Source organism: Tenacibaculum sp. DPLXC6, assembly GCF_056815515.1.
On the sequence record NZ_CP141806.1, the window covers coordinates 3,075,903 to 3,094,691 of the forward strand.

General features: G+C 30.8%; 20 protein-coding genes and 1 other RNA gene. 10 read left to right on the plus strand and 11 right to left on the minus strand.

The window, feature by feature from the left end:
• Nucleotides 1–59: 59 nt before the first annotated feature.
• Nucleotides 60–454, minus strand: a transfer-messenger RNA (tmRNA) gene (gene ssrA / locus VCM48_RS14075).
• Between the two features lie 230 nt (nt 455–684).
• Here ssrA and VCM48_RS14080 point away from each other — a divergent pair.
• Together VCM48_RS14080 and VCM48_RS14085 are read left to right on the plus strand one after the other, a co-directional pair.
• Nucleotides 685–1,893 carry an NAD(P)-dependent oxidoreductase gene (locus VCM48_RS14080; protein WP_482270927.1) on the plus strand — a complete coding sequence of 403 codons (1,209 nt, stop codon included), beginning with the start codon at nt 685–687 and terminating at the stop codon, nt 1,891–1,893.
• Nucleotides 1,894–1,934: 41 nt separating this feature from the next.
• Nucleotides 1,935–2,150, plus strand: a complete 216-nt coding sequence (locus VCM48_RS14085; RefSeq protein ID WP_133534902.1) for a DUF3820 family protein — start codon at nt 1,935–1,937, stop codon at nt 2,148–2,150.
• Here VCM48_RS14085 and VCM48_RS14090 read toward each other — a convergent pair.
• The 4 genes from VCM48_RS14090 to VCM48_RS14105 form a co-directional block, all read right to left on the minus strand.
• A complete protein-coding gene (locus VCM48_RS14090; RefSeq protein ID WP_482270928.1) occupies nt 2,130–2,510 on the minus strand; it encodes a ribosomal maturation YjgA family protein in 381 nt (126 codons plus the stop codon). The two genes, VCM48_RS14085 and VCM48_RS14090, sit on opposite strands and share 21 nt — an antisense overlap.
• A gap of 61 nt (nt 2,511–2,571) precedes the next feature.
• On the minus strand, nt 2,572–3,957 hold the full coding sequence (gene creD, locus VCM48_RS14095; RefSeq protein ID WP_482270929.1) for a cell envelope integrity protein CreD: 1,386 nt from the start codon (nt 3,955–3,957) through the stop codon (nt 2,572–2,574).
• A 57-nt stretch (nt 3,958–4,014) separates the two neighbouring features.
• Entirely contained in the window at nt 4,015–4,311 is a 297-nt protein-coding gene (locus tag VCM48_RS14100; RefSeq protein ID WP_047789877.1) for a winged helix-turn-helix domain-containing protein, read from the minus strand.
• Between the two features lie 32 nt (nt 4,312–4,343).
• Complete coding sequence (locus VCM48_RS14105; RefSeq protein WP_274639365.1) at nt 4,344–4,952, minus strand: hypothetical protein; 609 nt, start codon at nt 4,950–4,952, stop codon at nt 4,344–4,346.
• Nucleotides 4,953–5,030: 78 nt separating this feature from the next.
• Here VCM48_RS14105 and VCM48_RS14110 point away from each other — a divergent pair, with 78 nt between their 5' ends.
• Nucleotides 5,031–5,399 (plus strand): DUF1801 domain-containing protein, encoded by a 369-nt coding sequence (locus VCM48_RS14110; RefSeq protein ID WP_482270930.1) that lies wholly within the window; start codon nt 5,031–5,033, stop codon nt 5,397–5,399.
• Here the strand turns inward: VCM48_RS14110 and VCM48_RS14115 are convergent, their stop codons facing one another.
• Nucleotides 5,400–6,350, minus strand: coding sequence for a transglutaminase domain-containing protein (locus VCM48_RS14115; RefSeq protein ID WP_482270931.1), 951 nt, complete (start codon nt 6,348–6,350; stop codon nt 5,400–5,402).
• 40 nt (nt 6,351–6,390) lie between these two features.
• The gene (kdsA, locus tag VCM48_RS14120) at nt 6,391–7,209 is read right to left on the minus strand and encodes a 3-deoxy-8-phosphooctulonate synthase (RefSeq protein WP_274639368.1); all 819 of its coding nucleotides are present in this window, start codon (nt 7,207–7,209) and stop codon (nt 6,391–6,393) included.
• Nucleotides 7,210–7,276: 67 nt separating this feature from the next.
• Here kdsA and VCM48_RS14125 point away from each other — a divergent pair, with 67 nt between their 5' ends.
• From VCM48_RS14125 to VCM48_RS14155, 7 genes are all read left to right on the plus strand, one after another.
• Nucleotides 7,277–8,275 carry a M28 family peptidase gene (locus VCM48_RS14125; RefSeq protein WP_482270932.1) on the plus strand — a complete coding sequence of 333 codons (999 nt, stop codon included), beginning with the start codon at nt 7,277–7,279 and terminating at the stop codon, nt 8,273–8,275.
• 180 nt (nt 8,276–8,455) lie between these two features.
• The gene (locus VCM48_RS14130; protein ID WP_482270933.1) at nt 8,456–9,940 is read left to right on the plus strand and encodes a S8 family peptidase; all 1,485 of its coding nucleotides are present in this window, start codon (nt 8,456–8,458) and stop codon (nt 9,938–9,940) included.
• Nucleotides 9,941–10,042: 102 nt separating this feature from the next.
• The gene (locus VCM48_RS14135; RefSeq protein WP_482270934.1) at nt 10,043–10,558 is read left to right on the plus strand and encodes a DUF4136 domain-containing protein; all 516 of its coding nucleotides are present in this window, start codon (nt 10,043–10,045) and stop codon (nt 10,556–10,558) included.
• Nucleotides 10,559–10,702: 144 nt separating this feature from the next.
• Nucleotides 10,703–12,160: a hypothetical protein gene (locus VCM48_RS14140; protein WP_482270935.1), complete on the plus strand. Its 1,458-nt coding sequence runs from the start codon at nt 10,703–10,705 to the stop codon at nt 12,158–12,160.
• A gap of 1 nt (nt 12,161) precedes the next feature.
• Nucleotides 12,162–12,608 (plus strand): hypothetical protein, encoded by a 447-nt coding sequence (locus VCM48_RS14145; RefSeq protein WP_482270936.1) that lies wholly within the window; start codon nt 12,162–12,164, stop codon nt 12,606–12,608.
• On the plus strand, nt 12,595–13,131 hold the full coding sequence (locus VCM48_RS14150) for a hypothetical protein (RefSeq protein WP_482270937.1): 537 nt from the start codon (nt 12,595–12,597) through the stop codon (nt 13,129–13,131). The genes VCM48_RS14145 and VCM48_RS14150 overlap by 14 nt, the downstream gene beginning before the upstream one ends.
• A gap of 16 nt (nt 13,132–13,147) precedes the next feature.
• A complete protein-coding gene (locus VCM48_RS14155) occupies nt 13,148–13,504 on the plus strand; it encodes a hypothetical protein (protein ID WP_482270938.1) in 357 nt (118 codons plus the stop codon).
• Nucleotides 13,505–13,550: 46 nt separating this feature from the next.
• Here the strand turns inward: VCM48_RS14155 and VCM48_RS14160 are convergent, their stop codons facing one another.
• From VCM48_RS14160 to VCM48_RS14175, 4 genes are all read right to left on the minus strand, one after another.
• Complete coding sequence (locus VCM48_RS14160) at nt 13,551–13,934, minus strand: HU family DNA-binding protein (RefSeq protein WP_415415629.1); 384 nt, start codon at nt 13,932–13,934, stop codon at nt 13,551–13,553.
• Between the two features lie 277 nt (nt 13,935–14,211).
• A complete protein-coding gene (locus tag VCM48_RS14165) occupies nt 14,212–15,276 on the minus strand; it encodes a phytase (RefSeq protein ID WP_482270939.1) in 1,065 nt (354 codons plus the stop codon).
• Nucleotides 15,277–15,278: 2 nt separating this feature from the next.
• Entirely contained in the window at nt 15,279–18,026 is a 2,748-nt protein-coding gene (locus tag VCM48_RS14170; RefSeq protein WP_482270940.1) for a TonB-dependent receptor, read from the minus strand.
• Between the two features lie 265 nt (nt 18,027–18,291).
• A complete protein-coding gene (locus VCM48_RS14175; protein ID WP_121145882.1) occupies nt 18,292–18,765 on the minus strand; it encodes a hypothetical protein in 474 nt (157 codons plus the stop codon).
• Between the last annotated feature and the right edge of the window lie 24 nt (nt 18,766–18,789).

Here is an 18,789-nt window from a genome sequence, read left to right on the forward strand (position 1 = left end):
ATAGGTTATAGTTATTAGTTTAAAATAAACCCTGCAAATATTGTATTTGCAGGGTTGTTTTGTGGAGACGCCGAGAATCGAACTCGGGTCCAAACAAGTAGCTCAAAGGCTTTCTACATACTTAGTTTTTGTTTAATTTTCGATTAAGACCTGACCAAAAACTGCCCAATCTTAACTTATCTTCTTCAGTTTCGAAAACCTATCGAAGCTCTAAGTTCTCTATGTTTACTTTTACGATGCCCAAAAATGAAACGCCGTAAACCAAGGCTTTTCGTGGACATTTAGCTTGCGCACCTTGTGCGCCGAGGCAAATCTTACTGTTAATTCAGATTATGCAGCTAAAGCGTAGTTATCTTCGCCGTTTAAATGTTTGAAATAAGTTTAACGAGTTATCATTTCACTCCTCGGTATGCTTACATTTTCACTAATCTCGCTGTCAAAACCAGTCGTCCCCAATATGTCAAAGATGTTATAAATATCTCTGCAAAAAATATACCAGATAATCTTTGTAATTCTATGCAATTTAGTTTGGCAGTACTATAAAGATATACAGCTTAAACAAAGAGAATGCAAATATAAAAAAATACTACTTGTACAATCATTTTAAAACGAGTATTTTCGCTGCAATTGTTATAAACTATAACATTATATGTAAAATTGTTTAATTTTAATACAAAATCAATTATGAAATTCGGAATTATAAAAGAGCGTAAAAACCCACCTGATAGAAGAGTCGTATTTTCTCCAGAAAAACTGCAAGAGTTTAAACAACAGTTTCCTCAAGCAGAGATAGTGGTAGAAAGTTCAGGTATCCGAGTTTTTTCTGATGAGGCTTACACAAAAGCAGGTTTTGAAGTAACAAATGATGTTTCTGATTGTGATGTGTTATTAGGAGTAAAAGAAGTTCCTGTAGACAATTTAATACCAAATAAAAAATACTTTTTCTTTAGCCATACTATAAAAAAGCAACCATACAATCGTAAGTTGTTAAAAGCTATGTTAGAAAAAAATATTGAAATGTTCGACCATGAAACCATTATACAAGAAAACGGAGCTCGTTTAATTGGTTTTGGTCGTTATGCAGGTTTAGTAGGTGCATATAATGGTTTCAGAGCCTTGGGCTTGCGTGAAGGTTTATTCAATTTACCTAAAGTAGAAACCTTAGCCGATTTAGATGCGGTAAAAGCTGAATTAGATAAAATAAGCTTACCAAACATTAAAATATTACTAACAGGAACAGGAAAAGTAGCCAAGGGAGCTCAAGAAATATTAGACCATCTAAAAATTAAACAAGTAAGTGATGCTTTGTATTTAACAAGTGAGTTTACTGAGCCAGTATATTGTATAGCTGATGTAATGGAATATGCAAAACGTAAAGATGGTAAAGTAGGAGATAAGTTTGAGTTTTATAAAGACCCAACTGGTTACGAAAGTAATTTTATGGCGTATGCGAAACAAACTGATTTCTTTATAGCGGGACATTTTTATGGAGATGGAGCACCGTATTTATTTACACGTGAAGATGTTAAACATCCTGAGTTTAGAATAAAGTATGTAGCTGATATTTCATGTGATATTGATGGACCTGTAGCATCAACATTAAGAGCTTCTACAATAGCTGACCCTATTTATGGCTACAACCCAGAAACAGAATCAGAAATTGATTATAAAGATGAAAAAGCTATCACGGTAATGGCTGTAGATAATTTACCTTGTGAATTACCAAAAGATGCTAGTGAAGGTTTTGGAGAAATGTTTTTAGAGCATGTAATTCCTGCATTTTATAACAATGATAAAGATGGAATTTTAGCTCGATCAAAAATGACAACTAATACTGGTAAATTAACCGAACGTTATGCATATTTGCAGGATTACGTAGACGGAAAAGAATAACACAATTTAACTCCCGCTTCGGCGGGATTTTTTATTTAAATATGATACCAGACAAGCAATTTTTAATTGATACAGCAAACATGAGAATGCCTTTTGGTAAATATAAAGGAACGTATTTAATTGAAATTCCTGAATATTATATTGTTTGGTATAAAAATAAAGGATTTCCACAAGGAAAACTAGGCACAATGCTAGAGCTAGTTTACGAATTAAAGTTAAACGGACTAGAAGACATCTTACGAAAGATTAGAAGATAATTTATGAGTTAAAATTTTTTCTAAAAGTAGAATAGTACCAATCCCCAATGTATAAGCTATTAAATCAACAACACTAAAAGTAGCACCCAATATAATTACTGCCAATCGATTATTTTCTAAACCGAGAAATTCTAAAAGAGGAGTTAATTGTAAAAATTCTACGATATAAGCAAAAATTAGGACAGAAACTGCTACGGTTTTATTAGAGAGGTTAAAGAAAGTTTTTACTAAATAAAAGAGTAAGATAACTACTAAGAAGTCACCAAAAGTATGTCTTATAAACCCTGAAGTTTGAGCTATTGCGATTTCTAGTAGTAAAAGAAAAGCAAAAACAAGAAAGTTTTTCAAATTAAATTTCATAGTTGTTTATGTAAAAGCAAACTACCATACAGTATGATAGTTTGCTTATTAATAGTATTAATTAATCGTTTTGCCAGTCTATTTTTCTTGAGGCATACATTACTGAGGCTAGAATTATAAATAACCCTACACTACCTACTAATAAAGCATAATTTTCTAGCTGAATAATTACAAAAATAAAGGCGTATAATGTGGTAAGAGAAGCTCCAACAAATAATGGGAATCTAATACTTTTTAAAATGGATTTAGAATACAACGTAATCAATAGCACTACTGCTATAGAAGCAATTAAATATGCCTTTAAGAAGCTGCTATGTTCAGAAATTGATATCAGTAATGTATAAAACATAGTTAAGGCAACACCAATCATTAAATATTGAAATGGATGAATGGATATTTTACTCATTGTTTGAATTAAAAAGAAGATTAAAAAGGTAAGTCCAATAACCAAGAATCCATATTTAGCCGATCGTTCACTTTTTTGATATTCGTCTACAGGAATCATAAAGTTTACACCAAAAGCATATTCTTTTAAGTTTGGAATTCCATTAAAAGATTGTTGAGAAAATGGTCTGTTAATATCTAGTATTTTCCATTTCGCATCAAAACCATTATCAGAGATTTTGTCAGAGTTAAAGGGAAGATATTCACCAATAAAATTAGCAGTTTTCCAGTCAGAGTTTATATGAACGGATGTTTCTTTTCCAATAGGAATAAAACGAATTTGTTTACTTCCATTAATACTTAGAGATAGACTAAAGTTTGTATCTAATTTTTTAGGAAGGTCTTCTTCATTTAAAAATTTACTTTCTAATTTATGAAGGTTTAAATAGTTGTAGTAAGCTTTTTCATTACTGTCATCACCTTCATATTTAGAAGTAAAAGCATAGGTGTTTTTATGCAATTTTATTTCAACTAAGTTGTTAACTCCTTTTAAATTAGAAGTTTTTATAATTAATCGAGCTTTGTTCCAAAGTATATCTTCTTCATTAATATCTTTTTCACTAAAATCAGGCTTCGTAAAACTTCCATCGATATCTATCTTACTATTATACACCGCTGTTTTATAAATACCACGTTTTTTCTCTTCAGGATTTATAGAAGATTTGATATTTAATTTCTTCGGAAAAAAGTAAGCATATTTAATTTTTTCTTCAATCTCGGTTTGAGTTTCTTTTGTTTTTTGATTTCTAACAAATTTCTCTTTATATGTTTTGTACGGAACTTTTAAAATAGGACCATATAACAATACCTCTTTACCCCATTTTTGATTGATTTCTTGTACAACTTCTTGCTGTCGATTCATTCGCTCAACAATTAAGCTTTTAATGAAGGATAAAGGGATTAAAAGTATGAGAATTAAAAATCCAATCATTAACATCCTAGCTGTAATTGATGTTTTTACCCACTTTCCGAACCTTCCGTTTTGTTTGTTTGATGTTTCCATAGTTTGTTGTTTTAAAAGAACTTTGAAATTCAAAGTTAAATAATAAAAAAATTAATGTTATTTATTTTTAATCAGTTTTTCTAAAGCGTCAATATGTTTTTTAAATTCTTGTTTACCAAGCTCTGTAGCGTAGTATCTAGTATTGGGTTTTCTACCAATAAATTGTTTTTCTATCCTAATAAATTCAACTTTTTCTAAGGCTTTGGTATGGCTTGCCAAATTACCATCTGTAGCACCTAATAATTCTTTTAGGGTAGTAAATTCAGCATATTCATTTACCATAAGAACAGACATAATTCCCAGTCTAATTCTATGATCAAAAGCTTTATTTATATTTAGAATAATGTTTTTCAAAAAAGATAAATTTTAAAGTACGAAAATAGTTCTTATTTTCTATCGTGTTTAAAATACATAAGTGTACCGTAAACTATATGCATAATTCCAAACCCTATAACCCAAAACCAAAAACCATAACCGGGTAACATTGCAGCAATAAGTCCTAAAACAACTTCAGTATAGCCTAAATACTTAATATCTCCAACAGTATATTTTGAAGCATTAATCAACGCTAAACCATAAAAAAGTAACATTAATGCACCTGTTTGTCCATATTTTTGATGACCTAGTATGATAATGATATAAATCGCTCCAGAAACTAGAGGAATAAGGAAATTTAAGAGTAACCTTCTTGTGGTGGCATCCCAAATTTTTTCTCCATTTTTTTTAGCTTTTCTTGTGGTTAAAAAGATAGCTGTAGCAATACTTAAAAAGCCAACTAACAATAAATCAAAGATGACTATTTGGAAAATTTTTCCATCTAGCATCAAATAACCATTAGAATTGTTGCTAACTAACCAGTATGCATAAGCTGCACCAATTAGTGCATATATTCCTGCTAAAACACCCGATAAACCACTTAATGATATAAATCTGGATGATTTATTCATTAAGTTTTTAATTTCTGATATGTCTTTTAAATAATCTTCTGAACTCATTTTTAAAGAACTTTGAAAAACAAAGTAAAAGTAATTTTATGAAACAGACAAATAAAATTTTAATGTATTTTTGAAAGAATGAAACCAGCTGAAGAATATATACTCAAACAACCAGAACCATTCAAGTCTATTTTACTGCATTTACAGGTATTGATAGAAAGTAATTTTCAGGATTTAGAACTAAAATACAAATGGAAAATACCAGTATATTATGTTAATGGTAAGCAATTATGTTATATAAATGCATCCCATAAAAAAGGATTTGTTGACGTTGGATTTTGGGCAAAAGGTATTCTACAAGATTATGATGCTTTTTTAGTTTCGGAAGGAAGAGCAGTGGTTAAATCACTCCGTTATTCATCTATAGAAGAAATTAATGAAGAAATACTACTACAAGTTATAGGCGAAGTAGCAAAACACAATCATAAAGGTTTTTGGAGGAAATAATTACTGAATCAAAAACTCAAGCATAACTTTTTTATCTATAATTAAAAATAGCCGTTTGCTATTTTTAAGAGGAGAGGTTGTAATTGTAGCAACATTATTTTTGATAGATATACTGTGTGGTTTTACTGCATATCGGTATCCACTATATCCAAAGGAAACTGATTGATTAGGACGTAGATTTTTTATTTTTAATTCAATAATAGAATCTTTTTTTAACAACCCTTTAGAAGGTGTTATTAATTCTAAATCTGATTTTAAAAAGGCAGCATCATAAATTGGTTGATTATAAAAATCTTTTTTATCCATTCTACCAACTCTTAATTGCCAAAGTTTCTTTTCAGGAAAATGTGTTTTAAAGTATTTTTCTTCTGGAAAATTGAAGTAGTAAGCATTAAATGAAGGTTGCCATCTGTTATTATTCACAACACCAGCTGCCCATGTAGCATCAATATAAATCCATATATCATTCAGCTTAACAGCGTTCCAAGCATGATTTGAGTTGGTTTTAGGATTAGCTATATCGTTTGAGGAATTTCTGATATATCCTTTTATAACTTCATTCTCAATCTGAAGTATTGAGCAAATTTTTGCAAAAGTTTGCGCATAGCCCTCGCAAATAGCCTTTTTAGTTATAAGTGTTTCGTTAACAATGTTATCTTTTATAGCCTGTAATTTTTCTAATCTTTCTTGCTCGTTTCTGTATCTAAAAGAAATTCTTTTTTGCTTTGGATTGTAATACCCGTCTAAATCATATCTAATATTATGAGCTAGCCAATAAAAAGCAGCTTGTACTAGCTGTTCTTCAGTTTTAAAGTCGCTTGCTATCTGTTGAGCTAAATTTTCTACTTTATTAAATTTAGGGTAACCATTAACTTTTTTTTCAACTAAAGAAAAGTTTTGCGCGCTAACAAGGTTAGTTATTAGAAAGAATAAAAAAAGAAGTTGTTTCATATATGAGTTTAAAAACAACTTTATAAAACAAAAATTGTGCCTATAAATTATTAATGGTTTTTCTAATTGTTACTAAGTTGGTAAGTAAACCTTCTAAATAATCAAGGTGTAACATGTTGGCTCCATCACTCTTTGCATTGGCAGGATCAAAATGAGTTTCAATAAATAAACCATCAACATTGTTAACCACACCTGCACGAGCAATTGTTTCAATCATATCTGGACGTCCTCCAGTAACACCACTTGATTGATTAGGCTGTTGTAATGAATGTGTAACATCTAACACAGTAGGAGCATATTGACGCATGGTTGGAATTCCGCGGAAATCAACAATCATATCTTGATATCCAAACATGGTTCCTCTATCAGTTATCCATGCTTTTTGGTTACCAGCATCATGTACTTTTTTTACGGCATGTTGCATAGCTTCAGGACTCATAAATTGTCCTTTTTTTAAATTCACAACTTTACCAGTTTTCGCCGCAGCTACAACTAAATCGGTTTGACGAACTAAGAAAGCAGGTATCTGTAATACATCTACATATTGAGCTGCTTTTTCTGCATCAGAAACTTCATGAATGTCGGTTACGGTAGGAATATTAAAGGTTTCAGAAACTTTACGTAAAATTTTTAATGCTTTTTCGTCACCAATTCCTGTAAAACTATCAATTCTACTACGATTAGCTTTTTTAAAACTTCCTTTAAATACGTAAGGGATTTCTAACTTGTCGGTAATAGAAATTGCTCTTTCAGCGATTCGCATAGCCATATCTTCTCCTTCAATGGCACAAGGACCAGCAAGTAAGAAAAAATTGTTTGAATCAGTATGTTTTATGTTTGGAATATCAGTTAAAGCCATCCTTAAAAATTTTCAACAAAATTAAGAAATTAAATTGGCTATATTTAGGCTTTTAAATAAATAAAGAATGAAAAAAGTTTTATACCCATTAGCACTTGTAAGTGTATCAGTTTTATTATCGTGTAAGCAGACTAAAAAGACTAGTAACGAAGTTGCTATGAATACTGTAGAGGTAACTCAGAAAAAAGAAAATAAAGAAGAGTTAATTGATTCTATTGTAGTGAGAAAACACTTATATACACTTGCTTCAGATGAAATGGAAGGTAGAAAACCTGGGACTGATGGGATGGAAAAAGCAACCCAGTATATAGAAAATGAATATAAAAGAATAGGTTTAAAAACTTTTGATACATTAACTACATATCGCCAAAACTTTGAGTATAAAGGAATCAAAATGAGCAATATTATAGGCCTGTTAGAAGGAAAATCTAAAAAAGATGAGTTTGTTATAGTATCTGCACATCATGATCATTTAGGTGTAAAGAAAGATGGAGAGGGGGATAGAATTTTTAATGGAGCAAACGATGATGCTTCAGGGGTAACAGGTGTATTATCTTTAGCTGAGTATTATGCTAAAAAAGAAAATAATGAGCGTAGTATTTTGTTTGTATGTTTTACTGCTGAAGAAATGGGATTAGTAGGTTCTGAATATTTCGGAAAAGGAATTGATGCCGATAAGTTTGTAGCTGGAATTAATTTAGAACTAATTGGAAAACAACCAAAAACAGGACCAAAAACTGCATGGTTAACAGGTTTTGATAAATCGGATTTTGGTAAAATAATTCAGAAGAACTTAGAAGGATCAGGATACAAGTTATTTCCAGATCCATACCCTAAATTTCAATTGTTCTTACGATCAGATAATGCTTCTTTAGCACGTTTAGGTGTGCCGTCTCATACATTTTCAACCACTCCAATTGATATTGATGCTGATTATCATAAAGTAACAGATGAGGCTGAAACCTTAAATATGACTGTATTAACAGAAACTGTTAAAGCAGTTGCTAGAGGTACTCAAAGTATTATTGAAGGAAAAGATACCCCCACTAGAGTAAATATGGAGTAAACATATTGAAAACTTAAAGTAAAGAAGGAGCTATAGGCTCCTTTTTTTATTGGCTTTCTATACGTGGGTTTTAAGATAATGTTAATTATCATAAACCTTAATTGCGTTAAGTGTTAAAAATATATTAAAATTTTAGTATATTCGAAAAAAAATAAATTTAATCTTTAACCCCTTCAGAAAATGAAAAAAACACTTTTAAGCCTAACGGTTGTTTTAACTATGATCTCATGTTCTAACAATGATGAAACATTAGACATAAAACAAGATCAAGATTTACTTACCAAAAAAGAAATCAATTCAAAAATCAAGGAATCTTTACAAAAGACAGGAGATTTTAAATGGATGTCACAAGACGCTCATACAATATGGAGTGCAGTGAATCATGGAGAAAATATCTTGACTATAGGCTACGGTACTTCAAAAAATAACTATGCGAAGAGTGAAGAAAGTACGAATATTAAAAATGAGTTACTAGCCTTAGTAAGAAGTTTTGAACCTATTTCAGCAAAGGGAGAAACGGAACTATATGTAAACGAAAATATTAATGTATTAGATATTAAAGTTACCAACAAGGAAACAATAAATGTCTTATTAAAAGACAACAGAGTTCGTTATATAGAACCAGGAGGATATAGTTTTTTAGAGTCAAATGCTCAAGCTAAATCAGATTCATCAGGTTCTTCAGGATGTGGGTATGGTACAGCAACTTTAAATACGAGTGATTATCGTACAGTATCACCAGGTGCTAGGTTACCATGGTCTTTCGATGCACATAATATTTCACAAGCTTGGAATTACAGTACAGGTTCAGGAGTAACTGTAGCTGTAGTTGATTCTGGTTTATCACCAGAGCAAAAATGGATGAATCAATATTTTAATGATGGATATTCATCAGGAAGAACAGTTCAGAAATATGGAACCTTTGTAGATTCTTGGTGGGCTTGGTCTAATAATTATGATGGCGTAAATGATAAGTGTGGTCATGGAACAAAAATGGCAGCAGTAGCTACAGCTCCTAGAAATAATGATAATTTACCTGTTGGTGTTGCTTATAATGCAAGCTTAGTAACGTATAGAGCTGTTGAAAATGTGGTAATTGACGATTACCATGAAAAAAGAGGTGTTGTTGAAGCATTAACAGCATTGGCAAACAGAAGTGATGTAAAAGTTATTTCTATGTCGTTAGGTTCTCCGTTTAGTATTGGGAATGTATCGGATGCAGTAAAGTACGCACATAGCAAAGGAAAGATGATTTTAGCAGCAGGAGGAACTTCTACTTCATTTACTACTTGGTATGGAGTAATTTTTCCAGCAAGTATGTCTGAAACTGTTGCGGTAACAGGTGTTAAAGAAGGACAATACAGCAAGTGTGATGTATGTCATACAGGATCACAAATTGATTTTACTGTACAAATGCAACGTACTAACGGAACAGATAATAAAATACCTGTATTAAGTTATTATGATGGGCAAGCAAATTATGTTGGAGGTTCATCTGTAGCAACAGCTACTACAGCAGGTATTGCTGCATTGGTATGGGCAAAAAATCCTTCTTGGTCAAGAGAACAAGTTTTACAAAAAATGAAAGAGTCTGCTGATTTTTATCCAAACAAGCATTCAGAGTTTGGATATGGAAATATTGATGCTTTAAAAGCGGTTCAATAAAAATCAACTAACTAACCTTAGAAAAAAGTCTCGTTTACGCGAGGCTTTTTGTATTTTTATAAGGTATAGTTTTTGATTAAATACACCGTAAAGAATTTATATATGAAGTATTACAAATATTTTTTTCTGCTAGTTATTATTGGGTGCTCCTCTTCTAAAGTAGTATATGACTACGATAGTCAAACAGATTTCAGTCAGTATAAAACCTTCAATTTTTTTGAAGATGCTGGTAAAGGTTTAAATGAGTTGGATATAAAAAGGGTTACTTATGAAATAACGGCTACTTTAAAAGCTAAAGGAATGCAATTGACTGAAAACCCAGATATGTATATCAATATTTTAGCTGAAGAACGAGAATCAGTTAATAGAAATACGATAGGTGTTGGCTTAGGAAGTGGGGGAAGAAATGTTGGTTTTGGAATTTCAGGAGGTATCCCTATTGAAAGTAGAAAAATAAACCAGCAATTAACCATTGATTTTGTTGAAAGTAAAGACAACCAGTTAATATGGCAAGGAATTGCTACTAGTGAAGTAAGAGAAAAAGCTACTCCAGAACAAAAGAAATTACATTTTCAAAAAGTAGTTGGAAAAGTAATCAATAATTATCCGCCGAAATAGCCTCCTTTTTTGTTTTAAAATACTGATAACCGTACAATTGACGTACTGAAAAAGTAAGTCAGTGACCTACTTTTAGTAAGTCATTGACTTACCAACTAGTAGTTTTAAAATAGTAGTTTTGTATAAATTATAAAACTATATAATATGAAAAAGAGAATCAATAAAGCAACTATTGTAAAATTAAGTCTATTTTTATTCGGTATTTCATTTCTTTTATGGAGTTGTGAAAAAAGTGAGGTAATTGAAAAACAAGAAAGTAATATTACAATAAAACAATATTCACTTGAAGATTTAAAATCAAATACCCAGTTCAGTAATGCAATTAAATCAATTGAGTCTAAGAAAAAAGAGCTTTCTAAAAGTGACAAATCAAATAATTTGTATGATTTTATAATAGTACCAAATACTATAAAAGAAGTTGTGTTGAATACTGTAACTTCATACACCTTACAGGTTAAAAGACCTTATCCTACGCCAGAATATTTTGAAAACCTAGTTATTAAGTTTAAGGAAAACAAAGAGGTTAAAGCATATCTTTTAAAATATAACTTGAATAAGAGAATAGAATTATTTGAAGATCATAATTCTTTTAGTTTTGAAGGAAACGTTAATGTTTCTTTTTTAAGCTTTAATGATATAGATGTTTTTTCAAAAATGAACGGATGCCCATTGGTAGAACAAGCATGGTGTAGCTGGCGATTTAATCATGTAGCAGGTCCTGATTGCTTAACTGCTAATGATGGTAGAGTATATATAAATTATGTTGAGGATGAAAATTGCACAGAGAGTGGAACGACAAACATAAGTATGGGAGGTGGAGGAGATGGTGGAAGTACTTCTACAAGCGACCCTATACCTACGTCACCTATAAACGAAGATGGCTCAGATTTTAACATTACCAAAGAAAAAGCTTTAGCTTTAGAAATAGACTATGAGCTAGGTCATAGCTTAAGTAGAGCAGAGCTACAATGGTTAGAAACTAATTTTACAGAAGCTATTAAAATTGATACTTTCTTATTTGAAAATACGACTTCAGAAGCCAAAACATTTGCCGAACAAGTTATCAAAGCTGGAGAGAAAAATACATTGTTAACAGTATCTCCCTTTTTTAAATACCCTCCAGATAGTAATTATGAAATACTTTACCCTAAATTAACAGAATATCTTAAAAATCAATTACCAAAAGTAGGCGAAATACCTTTGATAGTTAATACTATAAAAGATATTACAGGATTGACAGTAGAGAGAATAAAAAAAGATTTACAATGGGGTTACGGTCCAACAATCAAGATTGTGCAGCTAGATAACCTTGCCTCTAATACAAGTAACTTAACAGCAGGAGCATTTGACATAAGTACACCTAATATTTTATATTTAGACGTAGATTTTGTAAATGAGCTTGAAAATGGAATAAATGATCAAGGTTTGGAAGATTCTTATTTGTTTTTTCTTGGTGTTACAGTTTTGCACGAATACGTTCACTTAGGAGATAATGTGGATGGGAAAGATTATGCAGGAGAGGAAGGGGAGATTTTTGAAATGAAAGTATATAACACTTCTATTACACCTACAAGTTTAATTTTTGAATTAAAAAGAAAATAAAATGAAAAAAATATTATTTATGACTAGTTTTTTAATCTGTTTCATATGTACATCATGTAAAGGAGAGAGAAAAAGTGAAGAAAAAAAAGAAAAGCCTTGCTTGACTATTCAAGATAAAGAAGAAATTCTATTATCAATCTTACATACAAAAGAGGTTGGAAGATATTTATTATCTAGTTTAAAAGAAGAAAAAAGTATTAAAGTTTTGAAAAATAAATATCTGAATGATTCTTTAGAAGTTTACTATTCTAAAAAAAAGATAGAATTTACAAATGATTCAGAGCTAATTAAACAAATGTTAAAAATTTCTTTTTTAGAGATAGAATGTAATAATTCAGTAAGATTTTCCTTCTATTATAAGTTTGAAGGAGCTCACATAGAAGGTTATATAATCAAAAAAGAAGGGAAATGGAAATTGAGTAAAATAACTTTGGATGCAGAAGAATAAAATAATAGGAAGCAATATTAAACTTATACTTTTTGTACTTGTATTAATTAATAGTGCAGGTTGTGATAATCTAAACAAAAAAGAAACTTCACAAATAGAAAACGGATACTTTTATGATATAATTCTCAATGAAGTTAGAGAAGTTGATACTGACAAGTATTTGATTGAGTATTTAATAAATAGTGATTATGAAAAAGAGAATAGTTTTAAGTTAAAAAACACTAATAGTCATTTAAAATTAGATTTTTGTAAAGTATATAAATTCTTTTCTAAAGAAATTTCCTCAGAAAATAAGAACATAATAGATCAATCCACAAAAGAAAAAAAGGATAAAGAAAAAATAATATATGAATTTTCATTGCCTTGCAAGGTTAATGAAGATCAGGTATTGGTCTTTAACAAAATTAAGTTTGTTTCTTCAAATACTAATAGAGTTAAAGGAGGAGGAGAAAGAGTTTTTCATTTTATTAAAAATAATAATAAATGGGAAATTAGTGAAACCATCCAATTAGAAGATTATTAGTTTAATAAGATAAATAATGAAAAAAACAATAATTCCTATTTTAATACTAGTACTTATACTTTGTGTTGGTTGTTACAATGATAATGTAAAACTTATTGTAGTTAATAAATCGATAGTGGAATTAGACAGTATAAAAATAGGCTCTTCTAAAGAAAATCAAACTTTAGTAACAAAATTAGCTCAAGGACAAAAAGTAAGTAAGAAAATAACTTTTAATAGTATAGAAAGTGATGGAAACTATTTTTTAGAAGTTTATAATAAGGGTGAGTTAATTCAATCTAAAAGATTTGGTTATTACACGAACGGTTCTCCACTAAACAATTCATTTGAAATAAAAATATATAAGGATTCTACATTAATTGTTCATCATTAAAAACAAAAAATCCCTATCATTTTTTATGATAGGGATTTTTTACGGCTTACGCCTTCTTTTCAAAAGTAGCCAACTTTAAAGCATTTTTAATGAGTTTACCAGGTCTAAAAATAGTGCGTACACTTTTTATGTTACTAGCAGTTACCTTATCGGCAGTTTCACTACCTTCACTACTACCACCTGCTTGTAGGGTAAAATAATCACCTGCATATACAATTTTACCATCAGCTACATCATTAGCTATTTTAGTAAATACTGTTTCTAGCACAGCAAGAATATCTCCCTTGCTAACCGTAGAGGTTTCAGAAGCATATTTAGCTAAGTCATTTAACGTGGTTTTACCATTCCCTACAATATTTGCATAAAACTTTTCAGGTACTTGAGGGTCTCTTGGATTTCTTCTTTTTACTACAGTGAATTTCACAGCCATAATTTTTAATTTTTTAAGTTATTATTGTTTTGAAAATAACAAAATTCATACCAAAATAACAGCTACTTTTCTAGCACTTAGTAACCTATAAAAACAAAACACTAAGAAGACTTATAAAAAAGACCTTGACGTTTTTACAAAAACATCAAGGTCTTTTCATCAAAACATCAAGATCTTTTTTTAAGACTATATTTTAAGCTACTTTTATAAGTATTAAAAAAGCCTCTTGGTTTTACCAAAAGGCTTTTCAAATTACACAACAAACACACTAATTTGACTAATCTAAATGTAGACTTTTAGAAATTTTTTGCCAGTCAATGATTTTAAAATTTTGATGTAAACTGTCTTTACCTTGGGTATTAGCACCATCTTGCGCGATAAAGAATCCTTTAGGGTATTTTGCGCCAAAATTAACAGAGGTTACATCAATTCCATCCGTATCGTAGGTACCGTCAATAGCACCATCTTTTAAAGAAAAACTTCCTAGAAATTGATTGCTAACTCTATCGAAAACAGCATAACTGTTATTTCCTTGTGAGGATAAAATAATATATCCTTTTCCGTTTCCAGCATCGTATAAGGTAACACCTTCAAAATCATCTTTCATATTCAAACCGTTGGTGCTGATAACCTTTACACGGTTGTTTTCAGCATTAGGTTCTGCATTGTACTTCCAAAGCGCTTTGTTCTCTTCTCCAATATATACTTTGGCATGTACATCGTCGGCAACAATACCTTCTCCTTGACTTCCTAATGAAAATTCACGAACTAACTTGGCATCAATTTGAGTGTTGTTTTCAAACAATTCCCATTGTTCAACACCCCCTTTTTTACCAACCATAAAAACATAAAATTTGTTAGTTTTAGGGCTCTTGTACATCCCTAAACCGTATACTTCTTTTAAGTTAGAAGTTATTTTTCGTGCAGCAGCATCTTCTAATTCACCTGTTGGTTTTACAATCAATATAGAAATAGTATTGTAGGTTCTATTACTGGCAGTAACTACTGAAACTTCTTTTCCGTTTAATAAGAATCCATCACGAATATCAACATTGTTTACACGTCCTATTTTATAAGAATACAAACGTTTTCCGTCTAAATTATAAACCTCTAAACCTTCTTTTTTGTTTGTACCAATTATGGTTGATTTTGTTACATCAACAGGATTTATCCACACACACGGATCATCAGCGGCGTCGTCAAAAGAAGTGACAGGTTCTGTTTCAGCGTTAGCAACTAAAGCTACTACTGGTTTAACTTGTGGGTTTTGATGTACTATTTTTTCAACTTTACAAGCGCTTAAAACAAGGCAAGTAAGTGTTATTTTATATAAATTATTCATTTTTAAAAATTGTATTTTAAACCAGCATTCCAGTTGTAGTTATAAAACTCAGCCTGCATTGTTTGGTGTTTTGTACCTTGGTAAAAACGTAATTCTTGATTGGTTAAGTTTTTTGCTTCAGCAAAGATTTGTAAGTTTTTGGTAATACGGTAAGAAGCATTTAGGTCTACAAACAATTGTTCGTCATAAAATACATCAGTAAAGGTATCGTCTCCGTATTCAAAAATATAATCATCAGCAAAGTTTAGTGAGGCTCTAATAGATAGTTTAGAACTTTCATAGGCCAACGATCCGTTAAACATGTTTTTAACAGCACCAGCTAAAGGTAATCCATCTTCTCTATCAGCAATACCATCTGTTTTAGAATCAGTGTAGGTATAGTTACCATATATTGTTAAGTTTCTTAAGAAACCTGGTAAGAAGTTTAATTTACGTTGTAAAGCAACTTCAAAACCATAAATTTCGGCAGTACCTCCGTTGAAAGGTCGTGTAACATCATAGGTTTCTGTAACACCTCCAATGGTAATCGGTTCTTCAGTAACTGAATTGTAAATAAATTGATCTAAATCTTTATAAAAAACTCCTGCTGATATAATACCTACATTACTAAAGTAGTGTTCAAACATTAAATCAAAGTTCATCGCTTCAGTAGGATCTAAATTAGGGTTTCCATACTCAGCTTCAATATCATCACTATTAATGTTTCTATAAGGTACTAAATCGTAATAGTTAGGTCTTGCAATTGTGTTTGTCCAAGCAGCTCTAACAATAGTATTTTTATCAATATTGTATTTTGCTTGTAAGTTTGGTAACCAGTTTGTGTAGTTTCTAGTTCCTGATGTTTTAGTTACGTCGCTTAAATCTTCAGCAGTTTCAACATCAATAGCAAAACCATTATAGTCAGTTGTTGTTTTTTCAACTCTTACACCAGCAATAAAAGAAAAGTTATTATTAATGTTTTGTTGCAACATTCCGTAAAAAGCATAAATATTTTCGTTTGCATTGTAGTTTTCAGGAACAAATTCATCTAGTACAAGTTCACCTCCTGTTAAGTTTAAACTTCCTAAAAATTCTTTTGAAACAAAAAGCCCTGATTTATAATCCTCTCCAGCTAAATAACCATTAATAGTATAGTCTTTAGTAGTGGTGGTATTCATGGTTGGAAATTGATTTTCTAAATCATATTCATAAAAACTATTGTCTCTTACTTTTTCTTTGTATTTGTGCTTAAATCCAAATTTTAATGAGTTTTTATAAGTCCCTGTAGCATTAATTGGAACTAAAACATCAAAATTAGAACTGATTTTACGCTCTTGCGTAAATCCTTGCTGTTGCGTTACTTCTTTATATTCAAAAGTTGAAGGATCGTTAAAATCGTTATTTGTTGGTCGCAATACTGGGAAGTTTGTTCGAGAGAAGTCTTGCATAACTTCAATGTCATCATTCTCAAAACTTATATAACGTTCGTCTGGACGTTCTTCTTTTGCCTTGGCAGTTCCTGTTTTCCAGTTCAACTTAATGTTCCCAAAAATAATATGTTCTCCACCTACAGATATATTGTAAGTACTTTGACGCTCTAAACGTGTGTTGTCGTTTGTATCATTGTTGATACCTCCTTTAGTTTGACGACGTACTTCAGCTTTTGATAATCCAGTAGCATCAGGTTCATCTATTTTTCTAAAACGTACTCTATAACGATTTTCATAATCGTTTCTTTGGTTGTACATTGACTTAAAGAAAAGCGTATTGTTATTGTCAGGTGTCCAGTCTAAGTTGGCGGAAACACTCATTCTATTTCTTTTTACATCGTAGCGTCTAATATCGTGTTCACCAATGTAGGTTTTACTATTTTCTTTTTCCCATTCAAACTCAACATTATCTGAACCATAATCGTTAGAGTTATAAGAAGCATTGATTACATACCCTAGTTTGTCTTTAAAAGTTCTGTTGGCAACTAATGCAGAAACATTATAGTTAGGCGTATTTCTTACAGGATTTTGTCCGTAAGAACCAGCAACGAAAGCTCTAAAAGTAGTAGGAGCAGAGCGTGTAACTAAATTAACAGAACCACCAATAGCGTCTCCTTCCATATCAGGTGTAACAGCTTTGTTAACCTCAATGGTTTGAATCATGTCAGAAGGAATTAAATCCATTTGAACTCTACGGTTATCTCCTTCAGCAGACGGAATTCTGTCACCATTTAAAGTTACCGAGTTTAATTGAGGTGCTAATCCACGAATAACAATATCTCTAGCTTCTCCTTGATCATTTTGCATAGAAATACCAGGAACACGCTTTAAGGCATCACCAATATTAGCATCAGGAAACTTCCCTACTTGATCGGCAGAAATAATATTGGTTATATTCTCTTTGTTTTTTTGCTGATTTAAGGCTTTGGCTTGTCCTTTACCAATACTTCCTTTAATAACAACTTCATCCAACCTGTCTATTTTAGGTGTTAGAGAAAAGTTCTTAGATTGAATACTGTTTGTAAGTGTAATAGTTTCTGTTAGGGTTTGATAACCTAGGAAAGATATTTGAACTTCATAATTCCCTATTGGTAAATTTAAAAGTTCGTAGTTTCCATTAAAGTCTGTAGAAAATCCAACTTGTAAAGAAGGAATGCTAATCGTAGCTCCAGGTAAAGGTTGATTTGTTTCGTCTAAAACTCTTCCTTTTAATCCAGATTTACTTTGTGAGTATCCTAAAATACTAACAAAGCATAAAGTAATTAAAATTATTTTTTTCATTTTGAAATCTTTAGTGAATTATCCACGGCGAAATTATTTATGATAACTAGCAACCAGATTTCAAATTTGTTAGTAAAAAATTATTAAAATGTATTTATAAAGTTGATTATATGTTAATTGGTTAAGGTTTTAATGATGTTTTGGTGTTTTTGAATTAAAGTAAAAATTACTTTATAAAAATATTTAACGTTTAAATTATAAGGGCATAAAAAGAAAAACCTCCAAGTTAACTTGGAGGTTTTTTATAAATTTTATTACTGTCTTTTTAGAATTGGTAACGGATACCTAAACCGAAGTCAGAGTTAAAGTCTTTATAGTAATCACCGAATCCTATGTCAGGTCTGTAATCTAAAGAAATCATTAAAGGGATATCAAAACTATATTCGATTCCAATTACACCAGAAACAAAAACGTATGTTTCTGACACATCTACATTCTTTGCATTCCAGTGACCTAAACCACCACCAGCACCAGCGAACCAGTTAAAGCGGTTTTCTAATTGCCATACCCATTGGTATAAAGCAGTAGCTTTAAATCCATCATAGCCACTACCATTTCTTAAACCTAAATCAAGTTCTAAACGATTGTTATCGCTTAATCTACGTTGGTAAGAAATTTCAGCTCCAAAACCATCATTATCTCCTAAACGAAGACCAATTGCGTTGTCAGAAATTTCTTGGGCATTAGCTGTAAAAAACGAAAGGGTTAAAAATCCGATAAATAAAAAGATTTTTTTCATAATTTTTAATTTAATGTTATGTGT